20 protein-coding genes are annotated in these 18,106 nt (G+C 65.7%); 8 read left to right on the plus strand and 12 right to left on the minus strand.

The window, feature by feature from the left end:
• The first annotated feature begins 9 nt into the window (after positions 1 to 9).
• Positions 10 to 921, plus strand: a complete 912-nt coding sequence (locus tag QA649_RS13125; protein ID WP_283024549.1) for a flagellin — start codon at positions 10 to 12, stop codon at positions 919 to 921.
• Between the two features lie 7 nt (positions 922 to 928).
• Here QA649_RS13125 and QA649_RS13130 read toward each other — a convergent pair whose 3' ends face one another.
• The 3 genes from QA649_RS13130 to QA649_RS13140 all read right to left on the minus strand — a co-directional run bounded on the left by QA649_RS13130 (position 929) and on the right by QA649_RS13140 (position 3,997).
• Entirely contained in the window at positions 929 to 2,503 is a 1,575-nt protein-coding gene (locus tag QA649_RS13130; RefSeq protein ID WP_283024550.1) for an AMP-binding protein, read from the minus strand.
• Between the two features lie 33 nt (positions 2,504 to 2,536).
• Positions 2,537 to 3,172 (minus strand): uracil phosphoribosyltransferase, encoded by a 636-nt coding sequence (upp, locus tag QA649_RS13135; RefSeq protein WP_283024551.1) that lies wholly within the window; start codon positions 3,170 to 3,172, stop codon positions 2,537 to 2,539.
• An 84-nt stretch (positions 3,173 to 3,256) separates the two neighbouring features.
• Positions 3,257 to 3,997: a crotonase/enoyl-CoA hydratase family protein gene (locus QA649_RS13140; protein ID WP_283024552.1), complete on the minus strand. Its 741-nt coding sequence runs from the start codon at positions 3,995 to 3,997 to the stop codon at positions 3,257 to 3,259.
• Between the two features lie 86 nt (positions 3,998 to 4,083).
• Here QA649_RS13140 and QA649_RS13145 point away from each other — a divergent pair, with 86 nt between their 5' ends.
• Complete coding sequence (locus QA649_RS13145; protein ID WP_283024553.1) at positions 4,084 to 4,665, plus strand: TetR/AcrR family transcriptional regulator; 582 nt, start codon at positions 4,084 to 4,086, stop codon at positions 4,663 to 4,665.
• On the opposite strand, the gene QA649_RS13150 is transcribed toward QA649_RS13145, so the two are convergent.
• The 8 genes from QA649_RS13150 to QA649_RS13185 all read right to left on the minus strand — a co-directional run bounded on the left by QA649_RS13150 (position 4,662) and on the right by QA649_RS13185 (position 8,100).
• Complete coding sequence (locus QA649_RS13150; RefSeq protein ID WP_283024554.1) at positions 4,662 to 4,790, minus strand: hypothetical protein; 129 nt, start codon at positions 4,788 to 4,790, stop codon at positions 4,662 to 4,664. The genes QA649_RS13145 and QA649_RS13150 overlap by 4 nt on opposite strands.
• A gap of 90 nt (positions 4,791 to 4,880) precedes the next feature.
• Positions 4,881 to 5,267 (minus strand): hypothetical protein, encoded by a 387-nt coding sequence (locus QA649_RS13155; protein ID WP_283024555.1) that lies wholly within the window; start codon positions 5,265 to 5,267, stop codon positions 4,881 to 4,883.
• 17 nt (positions 5,268 to 5,284) lie between these two features.
• Positions 5,285 to 5,473, minus strand: coding sequence for a hypothetical protein (locus QA649_RS13160; RefSeq protein WP_283024556.1), 189 nt, complete (start codon positions 5,471 to 5,473; stop codon positions 5,285 to 5,287).
• A gap of 110 nt (positions 5,474 to 5,583) precedes the next feature.
• Positions 5,584 to 5,925, minus strand: coding sequence for a hypothetical protein (locus tag QA649_RS13165; RefSeq protein WP_283024557.1), 342 nt, complete (start codon positions 5,923 to 5,925; stop codon positions 5,584 to 5,586).
• Positions 5,926 to 6,005: 80 nt separating this feature from the next.
• The gene (dapA, locus tag QA649_RS13170) at positions 6,006 to 6,923 is read right to left on the minus strand and encodes a 4-hydroxy-tetrahydrodipicolinate synthase (protein WP_283024558.1); all 918 of its coding nucleotides are present in this window, start codon (positions 6,921 to 6,923) and stop codon (positions 6,006 to 6,008) included.
• Between the two features lie 24 nt (positions 6,924 to 6,947).
• Positions 6,948 to 7,202, minus strand: coding sequence for a hypothetical protein (locus QA649_RS13175; protein WP_260388775.1), 255 nt, complete (start codon positions 7,200 to 7,202; stop codon positions 6,948 to 6,950).
• A gap of 132 nt (positions 7,203 to 7,334) precedes the next feature.
• Positions 7,335 to 7,613, minus strand: coding sequence for a hypothetical protein (locus QA649_RS13180; RefSeq protein WP_283024559.1), 279 nt, complete (start codon positions 7,611 to 7,613; stop codon positions 7,335 to 7,337).
• Positions 7,614 to 7,635: 22 nt separating this feature from the next.
• Complete coding sequence (locus QA649_RS13185) at positions 7,636 to 8,100, minus strand: hypothetical protein (RefSeq protein ID WP_283024560.1); 465 nt, start codon at positions 8,098 to 8,100, stop codon at positions 7,636 to 7,638.
• 613 nt (positions 8,101 to 8,713) lie between these two features.
• Here QA649_RS13185 and QA649_RS13190 point away from each other — a divergent pair.
• The 6 genes from QA649_RS13190 to QA649_RS13215 all read left to right on the plus strand — a co-directional run bounded on the left by QA649_RS13190 (position 8,714) and on the right by QA649_RS13215 (position 16,924).
• A complete protein-coding gene (locus QA649_RS13190; protein WP_018641117.1) occupies positions 8,714 to 8,803 on the plus strand; it encodes a K(+)-transporting ATPase subunit F in 90 nt (29 codons plus the stop codon).
• A 112-nt stretch (positions 8,804 to 8,915) separates the two neighbouring features.
• The gene (kdpA, locus tag QA649_RS13195; RefSeq protein ID WP_283024561.1) at positions 8,916 to 10,619 is read left to right on the plus strand and encodes a potassium-transporting ATPase subunit KdpA; all 1,704 of its coding nucleotides are present in this window, start codon (positions 8,916 to 8,918) and stop codon (positions 10,617 to 10,619) included.
• A 24-nt stretch (positions 10,620 to 10,643) separates the two neighbouring features.
• Positions 10,644 to 12,758, plus strand: a complete 2,115-nt coding sequence (gene kdpB / locus QA649_RS13200) for a potassium-transporting ATPase subunit KdpB (RefSeq protein ID WP_283024562.1) — start codon at positions 10,644 to 10,646, stop codon at positions 12,756 to 12,758.
• 110 nt (positions 12,759 to 12,868) lie between these two features.
• A complete protein-coding gene (locus QA649_RS13205; RefSeq protein ID WP_283024563.1) occupies positions 12,869 to 13,474 on the plus strand; it encodes a K(+)-transporting ATPase subunit C in 606 nt (201 codons plus the stop codon).
• A 40-nt stretch (positions 13,475 to 13,514) separates the two neighbouring features.
• On the plus strand, positions 13,515 to 16,238 hold the full coding sequence (locus tag QA649_RS13210; RefSeq protein ID WP_283024564.1) for a sensor histidine kinase KdpD: 2,724 nt from the start codon (positions 13,515 to 13,517) through the stop codon (positions 16,236 to 16,238).
• The gene (locus QA649_RS13215; RefSeq protein WP_283024565.1) at positions 16,235 to 16,924 is read left to right on the plus strand and encodes a response regulator transcription factor; all 690 of its coding nucleotides are present in this window, start codon (positions 16,235 to 16,237) and stop codon (positions 16,922 to 16,924) included. Before QA649_RS13210 ends, QA649_RS13215 begins: the two co-directional genes overlap by 4 nt.
• Positions 16,925 to 17,125: 201 nt before the next feature.
• On the opposite strand, the gene QA649_RS13220 is transcribed toward QA649_RS13215, so the two are convergent.
• Positions 17,126 to 18,010 carry a Ku protein gene (locus tag QA649_RS13220; RefSeq protein ID WP_283024566.1) on the minus strand — a complete coding sequence of 295 codons (885 nt, stop codon included), beginning with the start codon at positions 18,008 to 18,010 and terminating at the stop codon, positions 17,126 to 17,128.
• Positions 18,011 to 18,106 lie beyond the last annotated feature (96 nt).

Here is an 18,106-nt window from a genome sequence, read left to right on the forward strand (position 1 = left end):
GGCACGCGGATGGTCGCGATGCGGGTTGCCACCTTCGCCCAGTCGAACCGGATGATCGCCGACGCGATGCGCGTGGAGTCGGTCATGGCCAACAAGCAGATCCAGGAATCCTCGGGCGTCGTCTCGACCGATTTCGGCGGCTACGGCTCCGATGCGCAGCACGTCGTCAATCTCCAGGTCTCGGTGACGCGCGCGCAATCCTATATCGACGCGGCGACGCTCGCCGACAGCAAGGTCCAGGTGATGTATTCGGCGGTCGGCTCGGTCACCGACATCCTCACCCAGCTCCGCTCTCAGCTCAGCGCGGCGTCGACGGCAAGCTCGACCGAAGTGAATTCGGTGATCAGCTCCGCCCAGCAGATGCTGCAGCAGATGGGCTCGCTGATGAACACGCAATATGACGGCCAGTACGTCTTCGCCGGCGGCAAGACGGAAACGGCGCCGGTTGATCTCACGACCTTTTCAACCGGCACCGGTTCGACGACCACGGCGGATACCAGCTACTACAATGGCGACAGCGAGATTGCTTCGGTGCGGGTCGCGGCAGACGAAACCGTGTCTTACGGCGTCACCGCCGACAATTCGGCGTTCGAGGAGGTGATGCGTGTGCTGAAGTTCGTGGCCAACAGCAGCACGCTGTCGTCCTCGGACATCACCAGCGCGCTGGATCTCGCCGGCACGGCCCTCGATGACACCGCGGCGGTGCAGGCAAAGCTCTCCAGCGCCGCGTCCTCGATCGAGACCGCGAGTACCCGCCAGACCGACTACAAGAGCTATGCCGAGACGCTGTCGAACGACCTGACCAGCGTCGATGTCGCGGCGATCACGGCGCAGCTGTCGACCTACCAGACCCAGCTCACCGCGTCCTATTCGGCGCTCGGCAAGATCCTGAGCCTGAACCTTGCGAGCTACCTGAAATAGGCCGGGCTCATTCGGCGGCGATGCGCTCCATGGCCATGGCGCGAAGCCTGGCGCGCTGGATCTTGACGCCATTGGCGCTGTCGGTGACGGGGAAGGCGTCCACCACGTAGATCCGTGCGGGCACCTTGTAGCTTGCAAGACGCTCCCGCAGTCGGGTTGTCAGCGCCTCTTGCTGCGGTGGCTCCTTCGCCGGGATCACGAAGGCGACGCAGCGCGCCTGGCCTTTCAGATCGATCGCGACGACCTGGGCATCGGCAACACCCGGGCAGGACTTGAGCTCATCCTCGATCTCGCCGGGCGCCACGAGAAAACCGCCGAGCCGCATCGCATCGCCTGCGCGGGTCTCATAGACGAAGGCGCCATCGCCGCGCAGCCGGCCGATGTCGCCGGTGCGGAAGAAGCCGTCGGCAGTGATCGCTTCGCGGGTTGCTTCGGGATTGTTGAAATAGCCGAGGAAGCGCGAGGGCGCGCTGATCTCGATCTCACCGGAGACGCCTTTGGCTGCGAGCTCGCCGGTCCCCGCGTCGCGCACGCGGACCTTGGCATCGGGTGACATCGGCCAGCCGCCGCCCTCGATTCGATCGGCGAAGTTGTCGTGCGGTCGGCCAATCGAAAACAGCGCCTGCACCTCGCTCGAACCATAGAGGCCGAACAGCGGGAGGCCGCGCGTCTCGGCCTCCGCAGCAAGCTCGCGCCAGCCCGGCTGGAACGCGGCGAAGCCGCAGACTTCGAGATGCGGAAACGGTCGTGGCGCATCGGTGAGGGCGAGAATGCGGCGGAACATCTCGTCGGAGCCGAACGAGTGGGTGATCTTTTGCTCTTCGAGGATCTTCAGCGCCGGCGCGGCCTCGAAGGCGTCGAGCACATGGACGGTCGCGCCCGCTGCGATGAAGCCGAGCAGGCTCGTCATGCCGAATGTGCCGCAGAACGGCAGCATCGCCAGCAGCGAATGACGCCGCGGATCGAGCTCGAGCGCCCTGGCGACAGAGACGGCGTGGCTCGCCAGCGTCCGCTGCGAATGCGCGACGAGTTTTGGCCCCTTGGTCGTGCCCGACGTCGTGTAGAGCAGCACGGGCAGGTCGATATCGTCCTTGGCGGGTGGTGCTGACGGATAGGGTTTGTCGAACGCGTCGAACCGCACGCAGGGCCAGTGCGCCGGGATCGCGTCCGCGCCGACGACCGCAAGCTTTTGCAGCGCGGGTACGTCGGCCTTGGCGACATCGGCGAGAATGGCGGCGAAATCGATCGACCGGAATGCGGCCTCGACCACCATCAACCTGGCGCCGGACACCTTGAGCAGATGCGCGACTTCCGCGCTGCGGTAGCGCGTGTTGACGGCAGCGACGACGGCGCCGAGGCGGGCGGCGGCGAACAGCAGCGCGATCCATTCGATCCGGTTGACCAGCCAGACCGCGACGACGTCGCCCTTGCCGATGCCTTGAGCTGCAAGCCAGGCCGCGGTCTGCTCGATCTTCCCCTGGAATTCCGTGCGCGAGATCGGCGTGCCGTCGAAAACGAAGGCGGGATCGGCGGCCGCCTCAGCCCGGACCAGCGATTGCAGCGAAAATTCGTCGGCGCTCATGGCAACCGGAGTAACCCGATCGCGCAAACCTGTCTACTTGGTGCCGAACATCCGGTCGCCGGCATCGCCCAGGCCCGGCACGATATAGCCGTGGTCGTTGAGCCGCTCGTCGATCGCGGCGGTCCAGACCGGCACGTCTGGATGCTCGCTCTGGAACCTGGCGATGCCCTCGGGCGCGGCCAGAAGGCACACGAAGCGGATGTCGCGGGCGCCGCGGTCCTTGAGCAGGGACGCGCCGGCGCAGGCCGAATTGCCGGTCGCCAGCATCGGGTCCATCAGGATCACGGTACGGTCGGACAGGTCCTGCGGCGCCTTGAAGTAATATTCCACGGCCTGCAATGTTTCGGGATCGCGGTAGAGCCCGATATGGGCGATGCGCGCCGAGGGCATCAGCGCCAGCATGCCGTCGAGGAAGCCGACGCCGGCGCGCAGGATCGGCGCCAGCGTGAGCTTCTTGCCGGCGATCTTCGGCGCCTGCATCGCCGCAATCGGCGTCTCGATCTCGACCAGCTCCAGCGGCAGGTCGCGCGTCACCTCGTAGCCGAGCAGCATCCCGATCTCGTTCAGGATTTCGCGAAAGCTCTTGGTCGAGCGGTCCTTCTCCCGCATCAGGGAGAGCTTGTGCTGGACCAGGGGGTGGGCGACGACGTTGACGCTGGTTGTGCTCATGAAACCGCTCTACACGGTTCCGTGAAATTGCGCCAGATCGGCAAGTACTTTTAGGCCAAGCCTTTTTCCGCGGGATACGGGGCCTCAGGCCGGCATAGCGACAGCGCTGCGCGCCCGGTTGCTTGCCTCATAGGCAGCGATGGTCAATTCACGGTCGATCGCGGCCCGCATGGCATCCATGGCCCCTTGGCGCAGGCGCTTCTTGGCGGTTGCATGCGACGGTTTGTGGATCGCGCGCAAGGCCGCGACGATTTCCCCGAGTGCGTCGCCGATGGCCTCCGGCGCAACCACGCGATCCAGGAAGCCTGCCGTGAGCGCCTCGTCGGGCTCGTACATCTCGCCCAGCGTGGCTGTGCGGCTGAGCCAGGCCGGATGCAGGCGGCTCCGCGCGAGCGCGATGGCGAAGCTCGGCGGTGCGATGCCGATCGCGACCTCGTTCAGTCCCATGCGGTGCGGCCCACGTGCGCCCAGCCTGACGTCGCAGGCGAGCAGCAGGAAGGTCCCCATCGGGAAGGCATGGCCCTCCATCACGCCGATGGTCGGATGCGGAAACGACATCAGCCGTAGCGCAAGCTCCGCGCCGGCGCGGACCATCTCGAGGCTCTTGGCGGCATCGCCCGAGGCGAACACTTTCAGGTCGAAGCCCGCGGAAAAAATGCCCGGCCGCGCCGAGCGCAGCACCACCATTCCCGCTTCCTTTTCGGCGCGGTCGAAGGCGGCGCCGATCTCGCCCAGCATCGCGGCCGACATCACATTGACCTTGCCGTCGTCGAGGCCGATCCGCGCCACGCCGTCGTTCAGCTCGTAAGTCACTCCCTCAGGCATCTGCCTCTCCCTGCCGTTGTCATGCCTTGACTGTCGGAGGATGATGTAGACCAATCAATATAATCTTCGACCGGAAGGAGAGCGCCATGCCGGCCGTGCCAAAGCACCGTCAGCCGATCATCAATGCCGCAGTGACGCTATTCCGCCGCCAGGGATATTCCCGCACCGGCCTCAACGACATCGTCGACGTCAGCGGCGCGCCGAAGGGCTCGCTCTATCATTACTTCCCGGACGGAAAATCCTCGATCGCGGTGGCGGCGGTCGAGGAGGCCGGGCGTCGCGTGGCGGCGACCGTCGCAGGGCTCGCGGAGGAGTGCGGTTCGACCGCCGAGCTTTTGCGTGCCCATGCGCGGATGCTGGCGGGATGGATGCAGGGCTCCGGTTTCCGCAACGGCTGCCCGATCACGACCGTGCTCCTCGAGCTGGCGCCGCGCGAGCGCGCGGTCGCGGAGGCCGGCCGCAAGGCCTATGCGGCACGCATCGCACTGCTGCGCGACAGGCTGATTGCGGATGGGTTCGCAAGGCCGCGGGCGGAATCGCTCGCCGTGCTTTGCACGTCGGCGCTCCAGGGCGCGTTGATCCAGGCCCGCGTCGAGCGCAGCGGCCGGCCGATCGAGGTCACCGCGGCAGAACTGGCACGGCTGATCGAGACCGAGACAGGGCGCTAGACGCCGAGCCCACGGGCCACAAGCGTGATCACGATCGTCAGGACCGCGCCCCAGACCAGGCTCAGCGTCATGATCAGGATGGTCGTGGTGACCGCGTGCTCGAGATTTCCCTTCAGGAGCTGCACGCTACTTGTCCGATGCCGGCGTTGCACCGAAGCGCATGCCGAGCAGCAATGCACCCGTCAGCGCGATCAGGATGGCGATCTTGAGCTCGATCATGCCTTCAGCCTCGGGACCATGCGCGCGAGGAACCGCCTGGCTCCCTCCGCCAGCACGATCAGCGGATTGCCGCGGTTCTCGATGTCGAGCTCAAAGATCTCGACAGGGAATACCAGGGCGCAGCGCGCCGGCGCGCTCTGGCGGTTGGCGAAGTCCACCGCCGAGCTCTTGAACAGGAACAGACCGCCGATGCGTCCATTCGCTTCGCGCGCCACCCAGAGGCCGGCGTGGTTGCGTCCAATGAAGAATGCGGGGATGGCGGCACTGACGACATCCGGATCGAGCGGCCTGAGCGCTGTCGCTTGCCTGGTGTCGGGGCGGCGACGCGAGGCCTGAAGGGCAATTGCGGCCATGGCGGCCTCTTCACACATCTGCAAGGTCATAGGGGCTTCCCTGCGGGTCAGCCGTGCATGTGCCAGACATAGATTGCGGTCCTCAGCGCGATCAGCGCGGTGAGCACGCTCCCCATCGAGAGCAGCGTCAGTGCGCCGAGGGCGAAACCTCTAAGCTGGGCCTTGCGTGCCTCGGAGACGCGCGCCGGGCGCTCAGCCACGAAGGGGCGGTCAAGGCCATGTGTCAGGATCGACATTTTCTCAGTCCTTATCCGGTGCGGCGAGACGGCCGCTCCGATCTGTCTCGTATGATGGCCATCGCTGGGTAGGATTGCGAGGTGACCGCCACAGTCGCCGTATAGGAAAGTCATAAAGGCGCCGGCGGCCGCGCCGGCAGTCCTCTGAAGAGGTTCGGGTCGCGTTTCGGTTGCGGTTTGGATCGTGCTGGCTTCGATCGCGCGAGCCCGACGGCGGCGGCGAAGGCAAGCTGCAGCCGCGGCTCGTCGATCTGCTTGCAGAAACAGTCCAGGGTTACTTCCGCGTCCTGCGGCTGGCCGCAGATGGCGGCGCAGAGATGGGAGCTGGTGCGCCGGAAGAAGTGCAGCGAGTCCGCGCCGCTGCGCCGGCCGCCGAGACGGTCGAGCTCGGCCGCAAGCGCGGCAACGTTGACCCGGTCGGCCTCGCTTCGCGTCACGGCAAAGCGCAGCACTGCCAGCTGCCAGGCGCAGAGGAGCCTTTGATGGTCTTCGACTGATAGCTGCATGCGATATCCGAACGCCGAGCGAGGTGTCAGGCCCCGACGCTGTCGACCAGCTCCTCGTCAGCGATCGCGGCGAAGGCGCGCACCAGCTCCCGGTGCGCGGCCGCGTCCAGCGGCACGATCGGCAGCCTTGTGGCCGGCGACATCAGGCCCAGCACGCTCAGGGCGCTCTTGAGCGCGGCAGGGCTGTCCTGGGCGAGGCAGGTGATGAGTGGGGCAAGGCGCTTGTGCAGGTAACGTGCCGACTGCAGGCGGCCTTGCCTGATCTGCGAGAAGATCATGCGGCACAGATCGGGCGCGATGTTGGAGACCTCCGAGATCGCGCCGTCGCCACCACTCGCGATAGTGCCGAAGGCGGTGACGTCGTCGCCGGAGAGCAGGCGAAAGCCGGCCGGCAGCAGCCGGTTCAGGCGCATCGGGCGGGTGATGTCGCCACTGCCATCGCGCAGGCCCACGAACCGGCGAGATTCGACGAGACGCAGCAGCGTTTCGTCGGCGAGCGGGCGCAGCGTGCGGGAGGGAACGTCGTGCAGGATCACGGGCAGGCCGATGGCGTCGGCAATGGCGCGGAAATGCGCGAGCATCCCCTCCTGCATCGGCTTGTTGTAGGCGGGCACCACCGCCATGACGGCGTCGGCGCCGGCCGCCTCCGCACGCCGTGCGAGTGCGATGGCGTGGCTGGTGGCATTCGACACCGCGCCGGCGATGACCCGCACGCGGCCGCGGGCGACGTCGGCCGCGGTGCGGATGACGAGCTCCTGTTCGGCCGGGGAGAGCGTTGGCGCTTCTCCGGCCGTCTCGCAGACCACGATTGCGGGCACACCGGCTGCGGCCTGGCGCTCGCAGAGCGCGGCGAACGCCTCGACGTCGATCGCGTCAGCCGCGTCGAACGGCGTCGGCAGATCCGGAATGAAGCCGGTGAACCAGGCTGAGGGAGGGATGAACATGGTCTTTCGCCTGTTGGCGCCGGCTCAGGCGGCGCGCTGCGAGACGATGATGTCGGGGCGCTTGCCCATGTCGAGCTCGATCTCGCGCGGCAGCTCGACGATGGTCTCGGGATGCTGTCCGTTCTCGAACAGCGCGTATTTGACGGCCTGGGCGCGGCTGACGAACAGGCCGCCATAGAGGCCGTTCTGCTCCTGCGCGACCCATTGCCCCCTGCGATTGCGGCCGATGAAGACGATGGTCGAGGGGGAGCTGCACGAGGGAGGTTCGACGAGCTTCATTGACATATTCCTTCCGATTGACAGCGGTGGCGGGCGCGAGCCCGCAACCGTTCGATCAATATCTGTTCAAGCGAATATGATTTCGAGTGAGGCGCTGCGGCGATCTCATAGGAAGCTCATAAAGCTTCCTGTTCAGCTTTGCGCGTTGACAAGATGAACCAGCGCGAACAGCGCGCCGAATGCTGCGCATTCGTCCCAATGATTGAGGACGGCGCCAAACAGCTGCTCGCGCCGCAGGATCGCCACCGCGGCGCAGAGGATGATAGACATCCAGAGCAGGGTGACGAGGCTGCGGCCGAAGCCGATGCTGCCGAACGCTGCAAAGGCTCCGAGGAGGACGACGCGTACGGCAAAGCGCGCGATCACCCGCGCCGGACTCAGAGCCCGCGATGTGTTCGACGATTGCGGCAAGGCGCGAACCTGTCCGGCCGGCTCAGCTGAAGTTCTCGCAGACAACCGGCTCGTAGAGCAAATCCGGGGCAGGGCGCACAGTGGGAACGCTTGGCCGCGATACCTCTACGGCCAACGAATGCACCTCGATGAACGCCGACAGCAAAGCGAGCGAGAGGTCGGCATGGTGCGCCTCGACCGCCGCGTCCAGCCAGTCCGGCAATTCGCGCTCGCGCGAGAGCGCGCAGTGCCATTCGCCCTCGTCATAGGCGATGCGGCGGATCTGCCACAGCGGCAGCTCAAGCTCTATCAGCGCCAGCGCCGCATCGGTCCAGGCCTCCGCATCGATCAGGCGCATGACGCGCGCGGTGCGTTCGCTCTGGCCGAGCGACGGGAAGCGCCGGCAGGCTAGGATGATGTCGAGCATCAACGGCCGCGTCATGGTTTGCGTGTGACGAAGGCGCGCACTGAGTGATGGTGGATCGTTGTGTCGGAGAGCGGCGGTCATGTCAGGCCTCCTGGAGTTGGGCGTCGGTCAGTCGGCCGGCCTCTCCAAGATGGCTGGAAGGGTGTTTGAAAACGAGATGGGGATCGGGCGAGAGATATAGGGATTTCATAAGTGCCCGGATTCTTCCCGATAGGACCGACAGATTCGCGGCGGCCGTCTCCGCCGAAGGTGGAGGCTTATGGCGGCAGGGCGTTTTGAAAAGACCTTGGCCGCCGCCTGCCGTACCAACGAGAAGCAGGAGCGTCGGTGGATTGCGTCGCTGCACGGCTTGCAAAGCGCGTGCTCCCAGAATGCGTTGTCGGTGTCACATGATGGATGGCACGACGTGCCGGCCTTTATGAGATTCCTATAACGTCGCCATAGGCCTCACCTCGAAAACCTATGTGCACAATGGCACTTCAGCGCGGTGAAGTTCCCGGCCGGGAGAGACACGTGTTGCGTTCGCTTGCAGCAAGCGGCCTGCCGGGAATCCTGAGACAGGCAATGCCGGATATCGTCTCGTATTGAGGAGTATCGCCATGATGGACATTTTGATGCTGGCGCTGGGCTTCGTCTTTTTCGCCCTTGCGATCGGCTACACCTATGCCTGCGAACGGCTGTGACGGAGGGGACAATGATCTTCGATTATGCGCTCGCCGGCGCCGTCTCGTTCGGCCTCCTGGTCTATCTCACCTACGCGCTGTTGCGGCCGGAACGGTTCTGAGCCGTGTTGCTGCTTGCCGAATTGCTGCTGGCGGACGCCGCGCTCGTCGCCGGCCTGCTTGCGGTGCTCCTGCCGCTGTTGCGCCAGACACAAAGTCTGAAGGGTTAATACCATGACCATGATCGGTTGGCTCCAGATCATTCTTTTCTGCCTCATCATCGTCGCGCTCACCAAGCCGCTCGGCGGCTACATGACACGCGTCTTCAACGGCGAGCGCACGTTCTTGTCGCCGGTGCTGCGCCCCATCGAGGCCGGCATCTACTGGATTTCCGGCGTCGACGAGAGGCGCGAGCAGCACTGGCTGACCTATACGATCGCCATGCTGCTGTTCCATGTCGGCGGCTTCCTCATCATCTACGGCGTGATGCGGCTCCAGGCCGTACTGCCGTTCAATCCCGCCGGGCAAGGCGCGGTCGCGGAAGATCTCTCCTTCAACACCGCGATCTCCTTCATCACCAACACCAACTGGCAGAACTACGGCGGCGAAAGCACGATTTCCTATCTCGTGCAGATGCTGGGCCTGACGCACCAGAATTTCCTGTCGGCGGCCACCGGCATCGCGCTCGCAGTTGCCCTGATCCGCGGCTTCTCGCGCGCTTCGGTGCGCACGGTCGGAAATTTCTGGGTCGACGTCACCCGCACCACGCTCTACGTGCTGCTGCCGATCTGCGTCGTCTACACGCTGTTCCTGGTCTGGCAAGGCATTCCGCAGACCCTCGGGCCATATGTCGAGGCGACGACGCTCGAAGGCGCCAAGCAGACCATCGCGGTCGGCCCGGTCGCCTCGCAGGTCGCAATCAAGATGCTCGGGACCAACGGCGGGGGCTTCTTCAATGCCAACGCCGCCCATCCCTTCGAGAACCCGACCGCGCTGTCGAACTTCGTGCAGATGCTGTCGATCTTCCTGATCGGCGCTGGCCTCACCAACGTGTTCGGCCGCATGGTCGGCAACCAGCGCCAGGGCTGGGCGATCCTCGCCGTGATGGGCGTGCTGTTCGTCGCAGGCGTCGCCGTGACCTATTGGGCGGAAGCGAACGGCACCTCGACGCTCCACGCTTTGGGCCTGACTGGCGGCAACATGGAGGGCAAGGAGGTCCGCTTCGGCATCGTCGCCTCCTCGCTGTTCGCCGTGATCACGACGGCGGCGTCCTGCGGCGCGGTCAATGCCATGCATGACAGCTTCACAGCGCTCGGCGGCATGATCCCGCTGATCAATATGCAGCTCGGCGAGATCATCATCGGCGGCGTCGGCGCCGGCCTCTACGGCATGCTGCTGTTCGTCGTGCTCGCGATCTTCGTCGCGGGCCTGATGGTCGGCCGCACGCCGGAATATGTCGGCAAGAAGATCGAGGCGCGCGAGGTCAAGATGGCGATGCTAGCGATCCTGGTGCTGCCGCTGATGTATCTCGGCTGGACCGCGGTCGGCGTGGTCTATCCGGCGGCGGTCGCCTCGATGGCGAATGCCGGCCCGCACGGCTTCACCGAGGTGCTGTACGCCTTCACCTCGGCGACCGGCAACAACGGCTCGGCCTTCGCGGGCCTCACCGGCAACACCTTCTTCTACAACCTCACGCTCGCATCGGCGATGTTCGTCGGCCGCTTCTTCATGATCGTTCCGGCGATGGCGATTGCGGGCTCGCTCGCGGCCAAGAAGTCGGTTCCGCCGTCGGCCGGCACGTTCCCGACCACCGGCGGGCTGTTCGTCGGCCTCGTCGTCGGCGTGATCCTGATCATCGGCGGCCTCACCTTCTTCCCGGCGCTCGCGCTCGGCCCGATCGTCGAGCACCTCGCGATGAACGCCGGCCAAGTGTTCTGACTCTGATTGTCTGGAGTGACCTCCATGGATACGATGAAACTGCAAAAACGTGCCCCGATGTCGGCGATGCTCGATCCCAGGATCGTGGTCCCCGCGATCCGCGCGTCGTTCACCAAGCTCGATCCCCGGCTGATGGTGAAGAACCCCGTGATGTTCGTGGTCGAGATCGTGGCCGCGCTCACCACCGTGATCTTCCTGCGCGACATCGTCACAGGCGGAGCGAGCCTCGGCTTCACCTTCCAGATCATCCTCTGGCTCTGGTTCACGGTGCTGTTCGCCAATTTCGCCGAAGCGGTGGCGGAAGGCCGCGGCAAGGCGCAGGCCGAATCGCTGCGCAAAACCCGCACCGAGAGCCAGGCCAAGCTTTTGACCGGCGCCGGCCAGGCCTTCAAGCTGGTCCCGGGCACCAGCCTGAAGGTCGGCGATGTCGTGCTGGTCGAGGCGGGAGATACCATTCCCTCCGACGGCGAGGTGATCGAGGGCGTCGCCTCCGTCAACGAGGCCGCCATCACCGGCGAATCCGCGCCCGTGATCCGTGAATCCGGCGGCGACCGCTCGGCGGTGACCGGCGGCACGCAGGTGCTGTCCGACTGGATCCGCGTGCGCATCACCGCGGCGCAAGGCTCGACCTTCATCGATCGCATGATCAAGCTGGTGGAAGGCGCCGAGCGGCAGAAGACGCCGAACGAGATCGCGCTCAACATCCTGCTCGCCGGCCTCACCATCATCTTCGTGTTCGCCACCGTCACCATTCCGAGCTATGCGGCCTATGCCGGCGGCTCGATCTCGGTGATCGTGCTGGTCGCGCTGTTCGTGACGCTGATCCCGACCACGATAGGTGCGCTGTTGTCGGCGATCGGCATTGCCGGCATGGACCGCCTGGTGCGCTTCAACGTGCTCGCCATGTCCGGCCGCGCGGTCGAAGCCGCCGGCGACGTCGACACGCTGCTGCTCGACAAGACCGGCACCATCACGCTCGGCAACCGGCAGGCGACCGCGTTCCGTCCCGTGCGCGGCGTCACCGAGCAGGAGCTGGCGGACGCCGCCCAGCTCGCCTCGCTCGCCGACGAGACCCCGGAAGGCCGCTCCATCGTCGTGCTGGCGAAGGAGAAGTACGGCATCCGCGGCCGCGATATGGCCGAACTCGGGGCGACCTTCATCCCGTTCACGGCGCAGACCCGCATGAGCGGCGTCGATGCCGGCGGCTCGTCGGTGCGCAAGGGCGCTGTCGATGCGATGCTGAACTATGTCGGGGGCGGCGCGCCGATGGCGGTTGCCTCCGGCAACACCGCTCGCGCGATCCAGCCCGCCGGGCTCTCGGAGGTCGGTCGCGAGATCCAGGCCATCGCGGACGAGATCTCGAAGGCCGGCGGCACGCCGCTTGCGGTCGCCAGGGACGGCAAGCTGCTCGGCGTCATCCAGCTCAAGGACATCGTCAAGGGCGGCATCCGCGAGCGCTTCGCCGAGCTGCGCCGCATGGGCATCCGCACCATCATGATCACCGGCGACAACCCGATGACGGCGGCCGCCATCGCGGCCGAGGCCGGCGTCGACGACTTCCTGGCGCAGGCGACCCCCGAGGACAAGCTGAGGCTGATCCGCGACGAGCAGGCCAAGGGCAAGCTGGTCGCGATGTGCGGCGACGGCACCAATGACGCGCCGGCGCTCGCCCAGGCCGATGTCGGCGTCGCCATGAACACCGGCACGCAAGCCGCGCGCGAGGCCGGCAACATGGTCGACCTCGACTCCAACCCGACCAAGCTGATCGAGGTGGTCGAGATCGGCAAGCAGCTCCTGATGACGCGCGGCGCGCTGACCACGTTCTCGATCGCCAACGACGTCGCCAAGTATTTTGCCATCATTCCGGCGATGTTCCTGGCGTTCTACCCGCAGCTCAACGTGCTCAACGTCATGAACCTGTCGAGCCCGCAGAGCGCCATCCTGTCGGCGATCATCTTCAACGCGCTGATCATCATTGCGTTGATCCCGCTCGCGCTGAAGGGCGTCGCCTACCGCGCCGTCGGCGCCGGCGCGCTGCTCCGCCGCAACCTCTTGATTTACGGGCTTGGCGGCATCGTCATTCCCTTCATCGGCATCAAGGCGATCGACCTTGTCGTGACCGCCTTGCACCTGGCCTAACGTCGTCATTGCGAGCGCAGCGAAGCAATCCAGAAATGTCTCACAGCCGACAGCCTGGATTGCCTCGTCGCTTCGCTCCTCGCAATGACGGGAGAAATTGGAGAAAACACATGCTCAGAGAAATCCGCCCCGCCATCGTCCTCCTGCTGGTGCTCACCGCCATCACAGGCCTGGCCTACCCGCTCGCGATGACGGCCATTGCCGGCGCGATCTTTCCGGCGCAGGCGCAAGGCAGCCTGATCGACCGCGACGGCAAGGTGGTCGGCTCCGCCCTGATCGGGCAGGAGTTCAAGGACGACAAATACTTCCACGGCCGCCCCTCGGCGACGCTGGCGCCCGACCCGAATGATTCGACCAAGACGGTTTCGGCGCCCTACAACGCCGCCAGTTCGGGCGGCTCCAACCTCGGCCCGACCAGCAAGGCGCTGGCCGACCGGCTGAAGGAGGATGTGGACAAGCTCAAGGCGGAAAATCCGAATGCTTCAGTGCCGGTCGATCTGGTCACCACGTCGGCCAGCGGCCTCGACCCCGACATCTCGCCGGAGGCCGCGGAATTTCAGGTGCCGCGCGTCGCCAAGGCCCGGAATATGCCGCAGGACGCTGTGAAGCAGATCGTGGCTGCCAACGTCCAGGGTCGTTTGTTCGGCCTGCTGGGCGAACCGCGCGTTAACGTACTCGCGCTGAACCTCGCGCTGGATCGCGCTGTAGCCAAGTAGCGGTCTAGGCTCGCGGTGCGCAGATGATTATATTGACAACATGGTCCGAGAGCGCCGCGATCCCGAACAACGTCCGTCTCCCGAGGCGCTGCTGGAAGCTGCGCGCCGGGAGGAAAGCGCGACCGGCAAGCTGAAGATCTTCGTCGGCGCCGCGCCCGGCGTCGGCAAGACCTACGAGATGCTGCAGAGCGCCCACGCCAGGCGCAAGGCGGGCATCGATGTCGTGGTCGGCTTCGTCGAGACCCATGGCCGGGCCGAGACCGAGGCGTTGGTCCGCGGGCTCGAAGTCGTCCCGCGCAAGCGGCTCGAATACCGCGGCCAGATCGTCGAGGAGATGGACCTCGACGCCGTGATCGCGCGTCGGCCGCAAATCGCGCTGGTCGACGAGCTCGCCCACACCAATGCCGCCGGCAGCCGTCATCCCAAGCGCTATCTCGACGTCGAGGAGCTGCTGTCCCACGGCATCGACGTCTACACCGCCGTCAACATCCAGCACATCGAGAGCCTGAACGACGTCGTCGCCCAGATCACCCATGTCCGGGTGCGCGAGACCGTGCCCGACTCGATCTTCGACCGCGCCGACGCCATCGAGCTGATCGACCTCACGCCTGACGATCTGATCCAGCGGTTGAGGGAGGGCAAGGTCTATGTCCCCAAACAGGCCGAGCGGGCGCTGGAGCATTATTTCTCGCCCGGCAATCTGACCGCGCTGCGCGAGCTCGCGCTGCGGCGTACGGCCGAACGGGTCGACGAGCAGTTGCTCACCCACATGCAGGCCAATGCGATCGCTGGCCCCTGGGCCGCGGGCGAGCGCATCCTGGTCTGCGTCAGCGAAGATCCACGCGCGGCCGGCCTCGTCCGCTACACCAAGCGGCTGGCCGACCGGCTGCATGCACCTTTCACCGCGATCTCGATCGAGACCCGGCGATCCCTGCAATTGTCCGACGAGGAGCGCGATCGCCTCGCCGATACGCTGCGGCTCGCGGAGGCGCTGGGCGGCGAGGCGCTGACCATTCCCGCCGTCGGCCGCCGGATTGCCGACGACGTCATCAACTTCGCCCATGGCAACAACGTCACCCAGATCGTGATCGGCAAGTCGACCCGCTCGCGCTGGTTCGAGATGACGCGCGGTTCTGTTGTGCATGATCTGGTGCGCCGCGCCGGCAATATCAGCGTTCACGTCATTCCGGGCGATGAGCTCGCCGAAGAGGCGGCGCCCAAGACGGCGGTGCAGACCGCGCCGCGATCCGAGCCGTTCGATGCGCGTCCCTATCTGAAGGCGCTTGGGATCACCGCGGCTGGCCTTGCTGCCGCCGTGGCCATCAAGCCGTATTTCGGTGTCGAGAACGTCGACCTGATGTTCCTCACCGCGGTGGTGGCGGTTGCCGTGCGCTACGGGCTGTGGCCGTCACTGCTTGCGAGTGTCGCGGCGTCGCTGGCCTACAACTTCTTCTTCCTGCCGCCGGTCTACACGTTCACCATCACCGATCCAACCAATGTCGCGGCATTCTTCTTCTTCATGCTGATTGCGTTCGTGGTGTCGAACGTTGCGGGACGCGTGCGCACGCAGGCCGACACCGCGATCGGCCGCATCAGGACCACCGAGCAGCTCTATGCCTTCAGCCGGAAGCTCGCCGGCACCGCCACCCTCGACGACGTATTGTGGGCGACGGCCTATCAGATCGCGCTGATGCTGAAGGTCCGTGTGGTGCTGCTGCTGCCGGAAGAGGGCCTGCTGACGGTCAAATCCGGCTATCCGCCGGAGGATGAACTCGACCAGGCCGATCTTGCCGCCGCCAACTGGGCCTGGAGCAACGATCGTACGGCGGGTCGCGGCTCGGACACCTTGCCGGGGGCAAAGCGGCTGTTCCTGCCGATGCGCACCGGGCGCGGCCCGATCGGCGTCATCGGCATCGACAACGACCGCACCGGCCCGCTGCTGACGCCGGATCAACGCCGGCTGCTGGACGCGCTGGTCGACCAGGGCGCGCTCGCGATCGAGCGCGTGCTGCTGGTCGAGGACATGGATCGCGTCAAGCGCACCGTCGAATCCGAGCGGCTGCGCTCGGCGCTCCTGACCTCGATCTCGCATGATTTGAAGACGCCGCTCGCCTCCGTGCTGGGCGCGGCCTCGACCATGCGCGATCTCGCCGGTGCCTTGTCCGACACCGAGAAGCGCGACCTGCTCGCCACCGTGATCGACGAGTCCGAGCGGCTCAACCGCTTCATCGCCAATCTGCTCGACATGACCAAGCTCGAGTCCGGCGCCATCGTGCCCAATACCGCATTGCACGATCTCGGCGAGATCATCGGCAGCGCGCTGCGGCGTGCCAGCAAGATCCTGACCGCGCACAAGGTCGAGCTGGTGTTGGCTGCCGATCTGCCGATGCTCCAGCTGGACGCCGTGCTGTTCGAGCAGGTGCTGTTCAACCTGCTCGACAATGCCGCAAAATATTCGCCGCCCGACACCACCATCTCGATCCGGAGCCGGCGCGAGCGCGATCAGGTGGTGCTGGAGGTTGCCGACGAAGGTGACGGCATTCCGCCTGACGAGCTCGAGAGCGTGTTCGACAAGTTCTACCGGGCGCAGAAGGGCGACCATGTCCGTCCCGGCACGGGCCTCGGGCTCGCCATCTCCCGCGGCTTCGTCGAAGCCATGCGCGGCACGATTTCGGCCGCCAACCGCAATGACCGGCGCGGCGCGGTCCTCACCATCCGTCTGCCGGTTCCGGCCCAGACCAACGCATTGGATACCGCCGCATGAGCGCCGCCGCAATCAAGGTCCTGGTCATCGACGACGAGCCGCCGATCCGCAAACTGCTGCGGATGGGGCTGACCACGCAGGGCTATGAGATCCTGGAAGCACCGAACGGCAAGACCGCGCTCGAGAAGCTCGCTGAAGGGCCAGCGCTGATCATCCTCGATCTCGGCCTGCCCGACATCCAGGGCCATGAGCTGCTGCGGACCATCCGGGCCCGCAACGAGGCCGTGCCGATCGTGGTGTTGTCGAGCCGGGGCGACGAGGCCGGCAAGGTGCAGGCGCTCGATCTCGGCGCCGACGATTACCTGACAAAACCGTTCGGCATGGACGAGCTGCTGGCGCGCCTGCGCGCCGCGCTGCGGCACCAGCTCCAGGTCCAGGGCGAGCGCCCGGTGTTCCGCACCGGCGATCTCTCGGTCGATCTCGTCCGCCGCATCGTCAAGGTCGGCGAGCGCGAGGTCAAACTCTCGCCGAAGGAGTACGATTTGCTGCGCGTCTTGGTGCAGCACGCCGGCAAGGTGCTGACCCATCGGTTCTTGTTGAAGGAGCTGTGGGACGAGCTGACGGACGCGCAATATCTGCGCGTCTATGTCCGCCAGCTCCGCCAGAAGATCGAGGCCGACCCGGAGCGTCCGCAATATGTGCTGACGGAGACGGGGATCGGCTACCGGCTGAAGGCGGGGGATTGACTTCCACAGACCCGTAGGGTGGGCGAAGGCGCAAAGCGCCGTGCCCACCACTTCGGTCGCGGTGCGCATGGTGGTGGGCACGCTCCGCTTTGCCCACCCTACGACAACTGTATCCACATCGTCATTGCGAGCGCAGCAAAGCAATCCAGAGCCCCTCCGCGGAAAGAGTCTGGATTGCTTCGCTGCGCTCGCAATGACGGATCACCCCGCCTTCCGATGCCTTGCCGTCGCCCGGTGCGTCTTCCGCGCGCTGCGTTGCCGCCCCGTCGCGCGCCGCGCATGCGACTTCGCCGCCGTCTTCTTCCCGCCGCGCCCCTTCAGGCTCTGCTTCAACGCATCCATCAGGCTGACGACGTTGCTCGGGCGCTCCTCGGGCTTGGGCAATTCGATCTTCTTGCCGCTCGCCTTGCGCTTCACCAGCGCCTTCAGCGCATTCTCGTACTCGTCCTTGAATTCGCCGGGATCGAAATGCGCGGCCTTGGTGTGCAGGATGTGACCGGCGAGCTCGACCATGTCCTTGGTGATCTTCGGGCTCTTGATGTCGTCGAAGAACTGGTCCTCGTCGCGGAGCTCGTAAGGAAAGCGTAGCGTGGTGCCGAGCAAGCCCTTGCCGAGCGGTTCGATCGCGATGATGTGCTCGCGGTTGGTGAGCACGATCTTGGCGAGCGCCACGCGATCCTGGTCCTTCATGGCATCGCGGATCACCGCGAAAGCGTCGGCCGCGGCCTTGCCGTCAGGCGCGATGTAGTAGGGATGGTTGAGATAGCGCTGGTCGATTTCCTCGCTCGGCACGAAGCTCTCGATGTCGATGGTGTGATTGCTCTCGATCTGCACCGCCTCGAGCTCCTCCGGCTCGATCTCGACATATTTGCCCTTGCGCAGCTCGTAACCGCGCCCCTTCTGGTCGCTCTCGACGACGTCGCCGGTCTCGGCATCGACCATCTGCTGCTTGAGACGGTTGCCGGTCTCGCGGTTGATCATGTGAAACCGGGTTTTCTCGGCCGCCGTCGTCGCGGGATAGAGCACGACGGGGCAACTGACCAGCGACAGCTTCAGCGTTCCCTTCCAATAGGCACGGGGGGCCATTCCATTCTCCAGTGTTTTCAAGAGGATTTGGAACCCCAACCTCGCCATCGGGTTTTGGTTCCGGGTGGGGCTTTTGCCGTGATAGGCTTGAAGGCC

Origin of the sequence: Bradyrhizobium sp. CB1717, assembly GCF_029714325.1 — a bacterium.
Classification (GTDB): domain Bacteria; phylum Pseudomonadota; class Alphaproteobacteria; order Rhizobiales; family Xanthobacteraceae; genus Bradyrhizobium.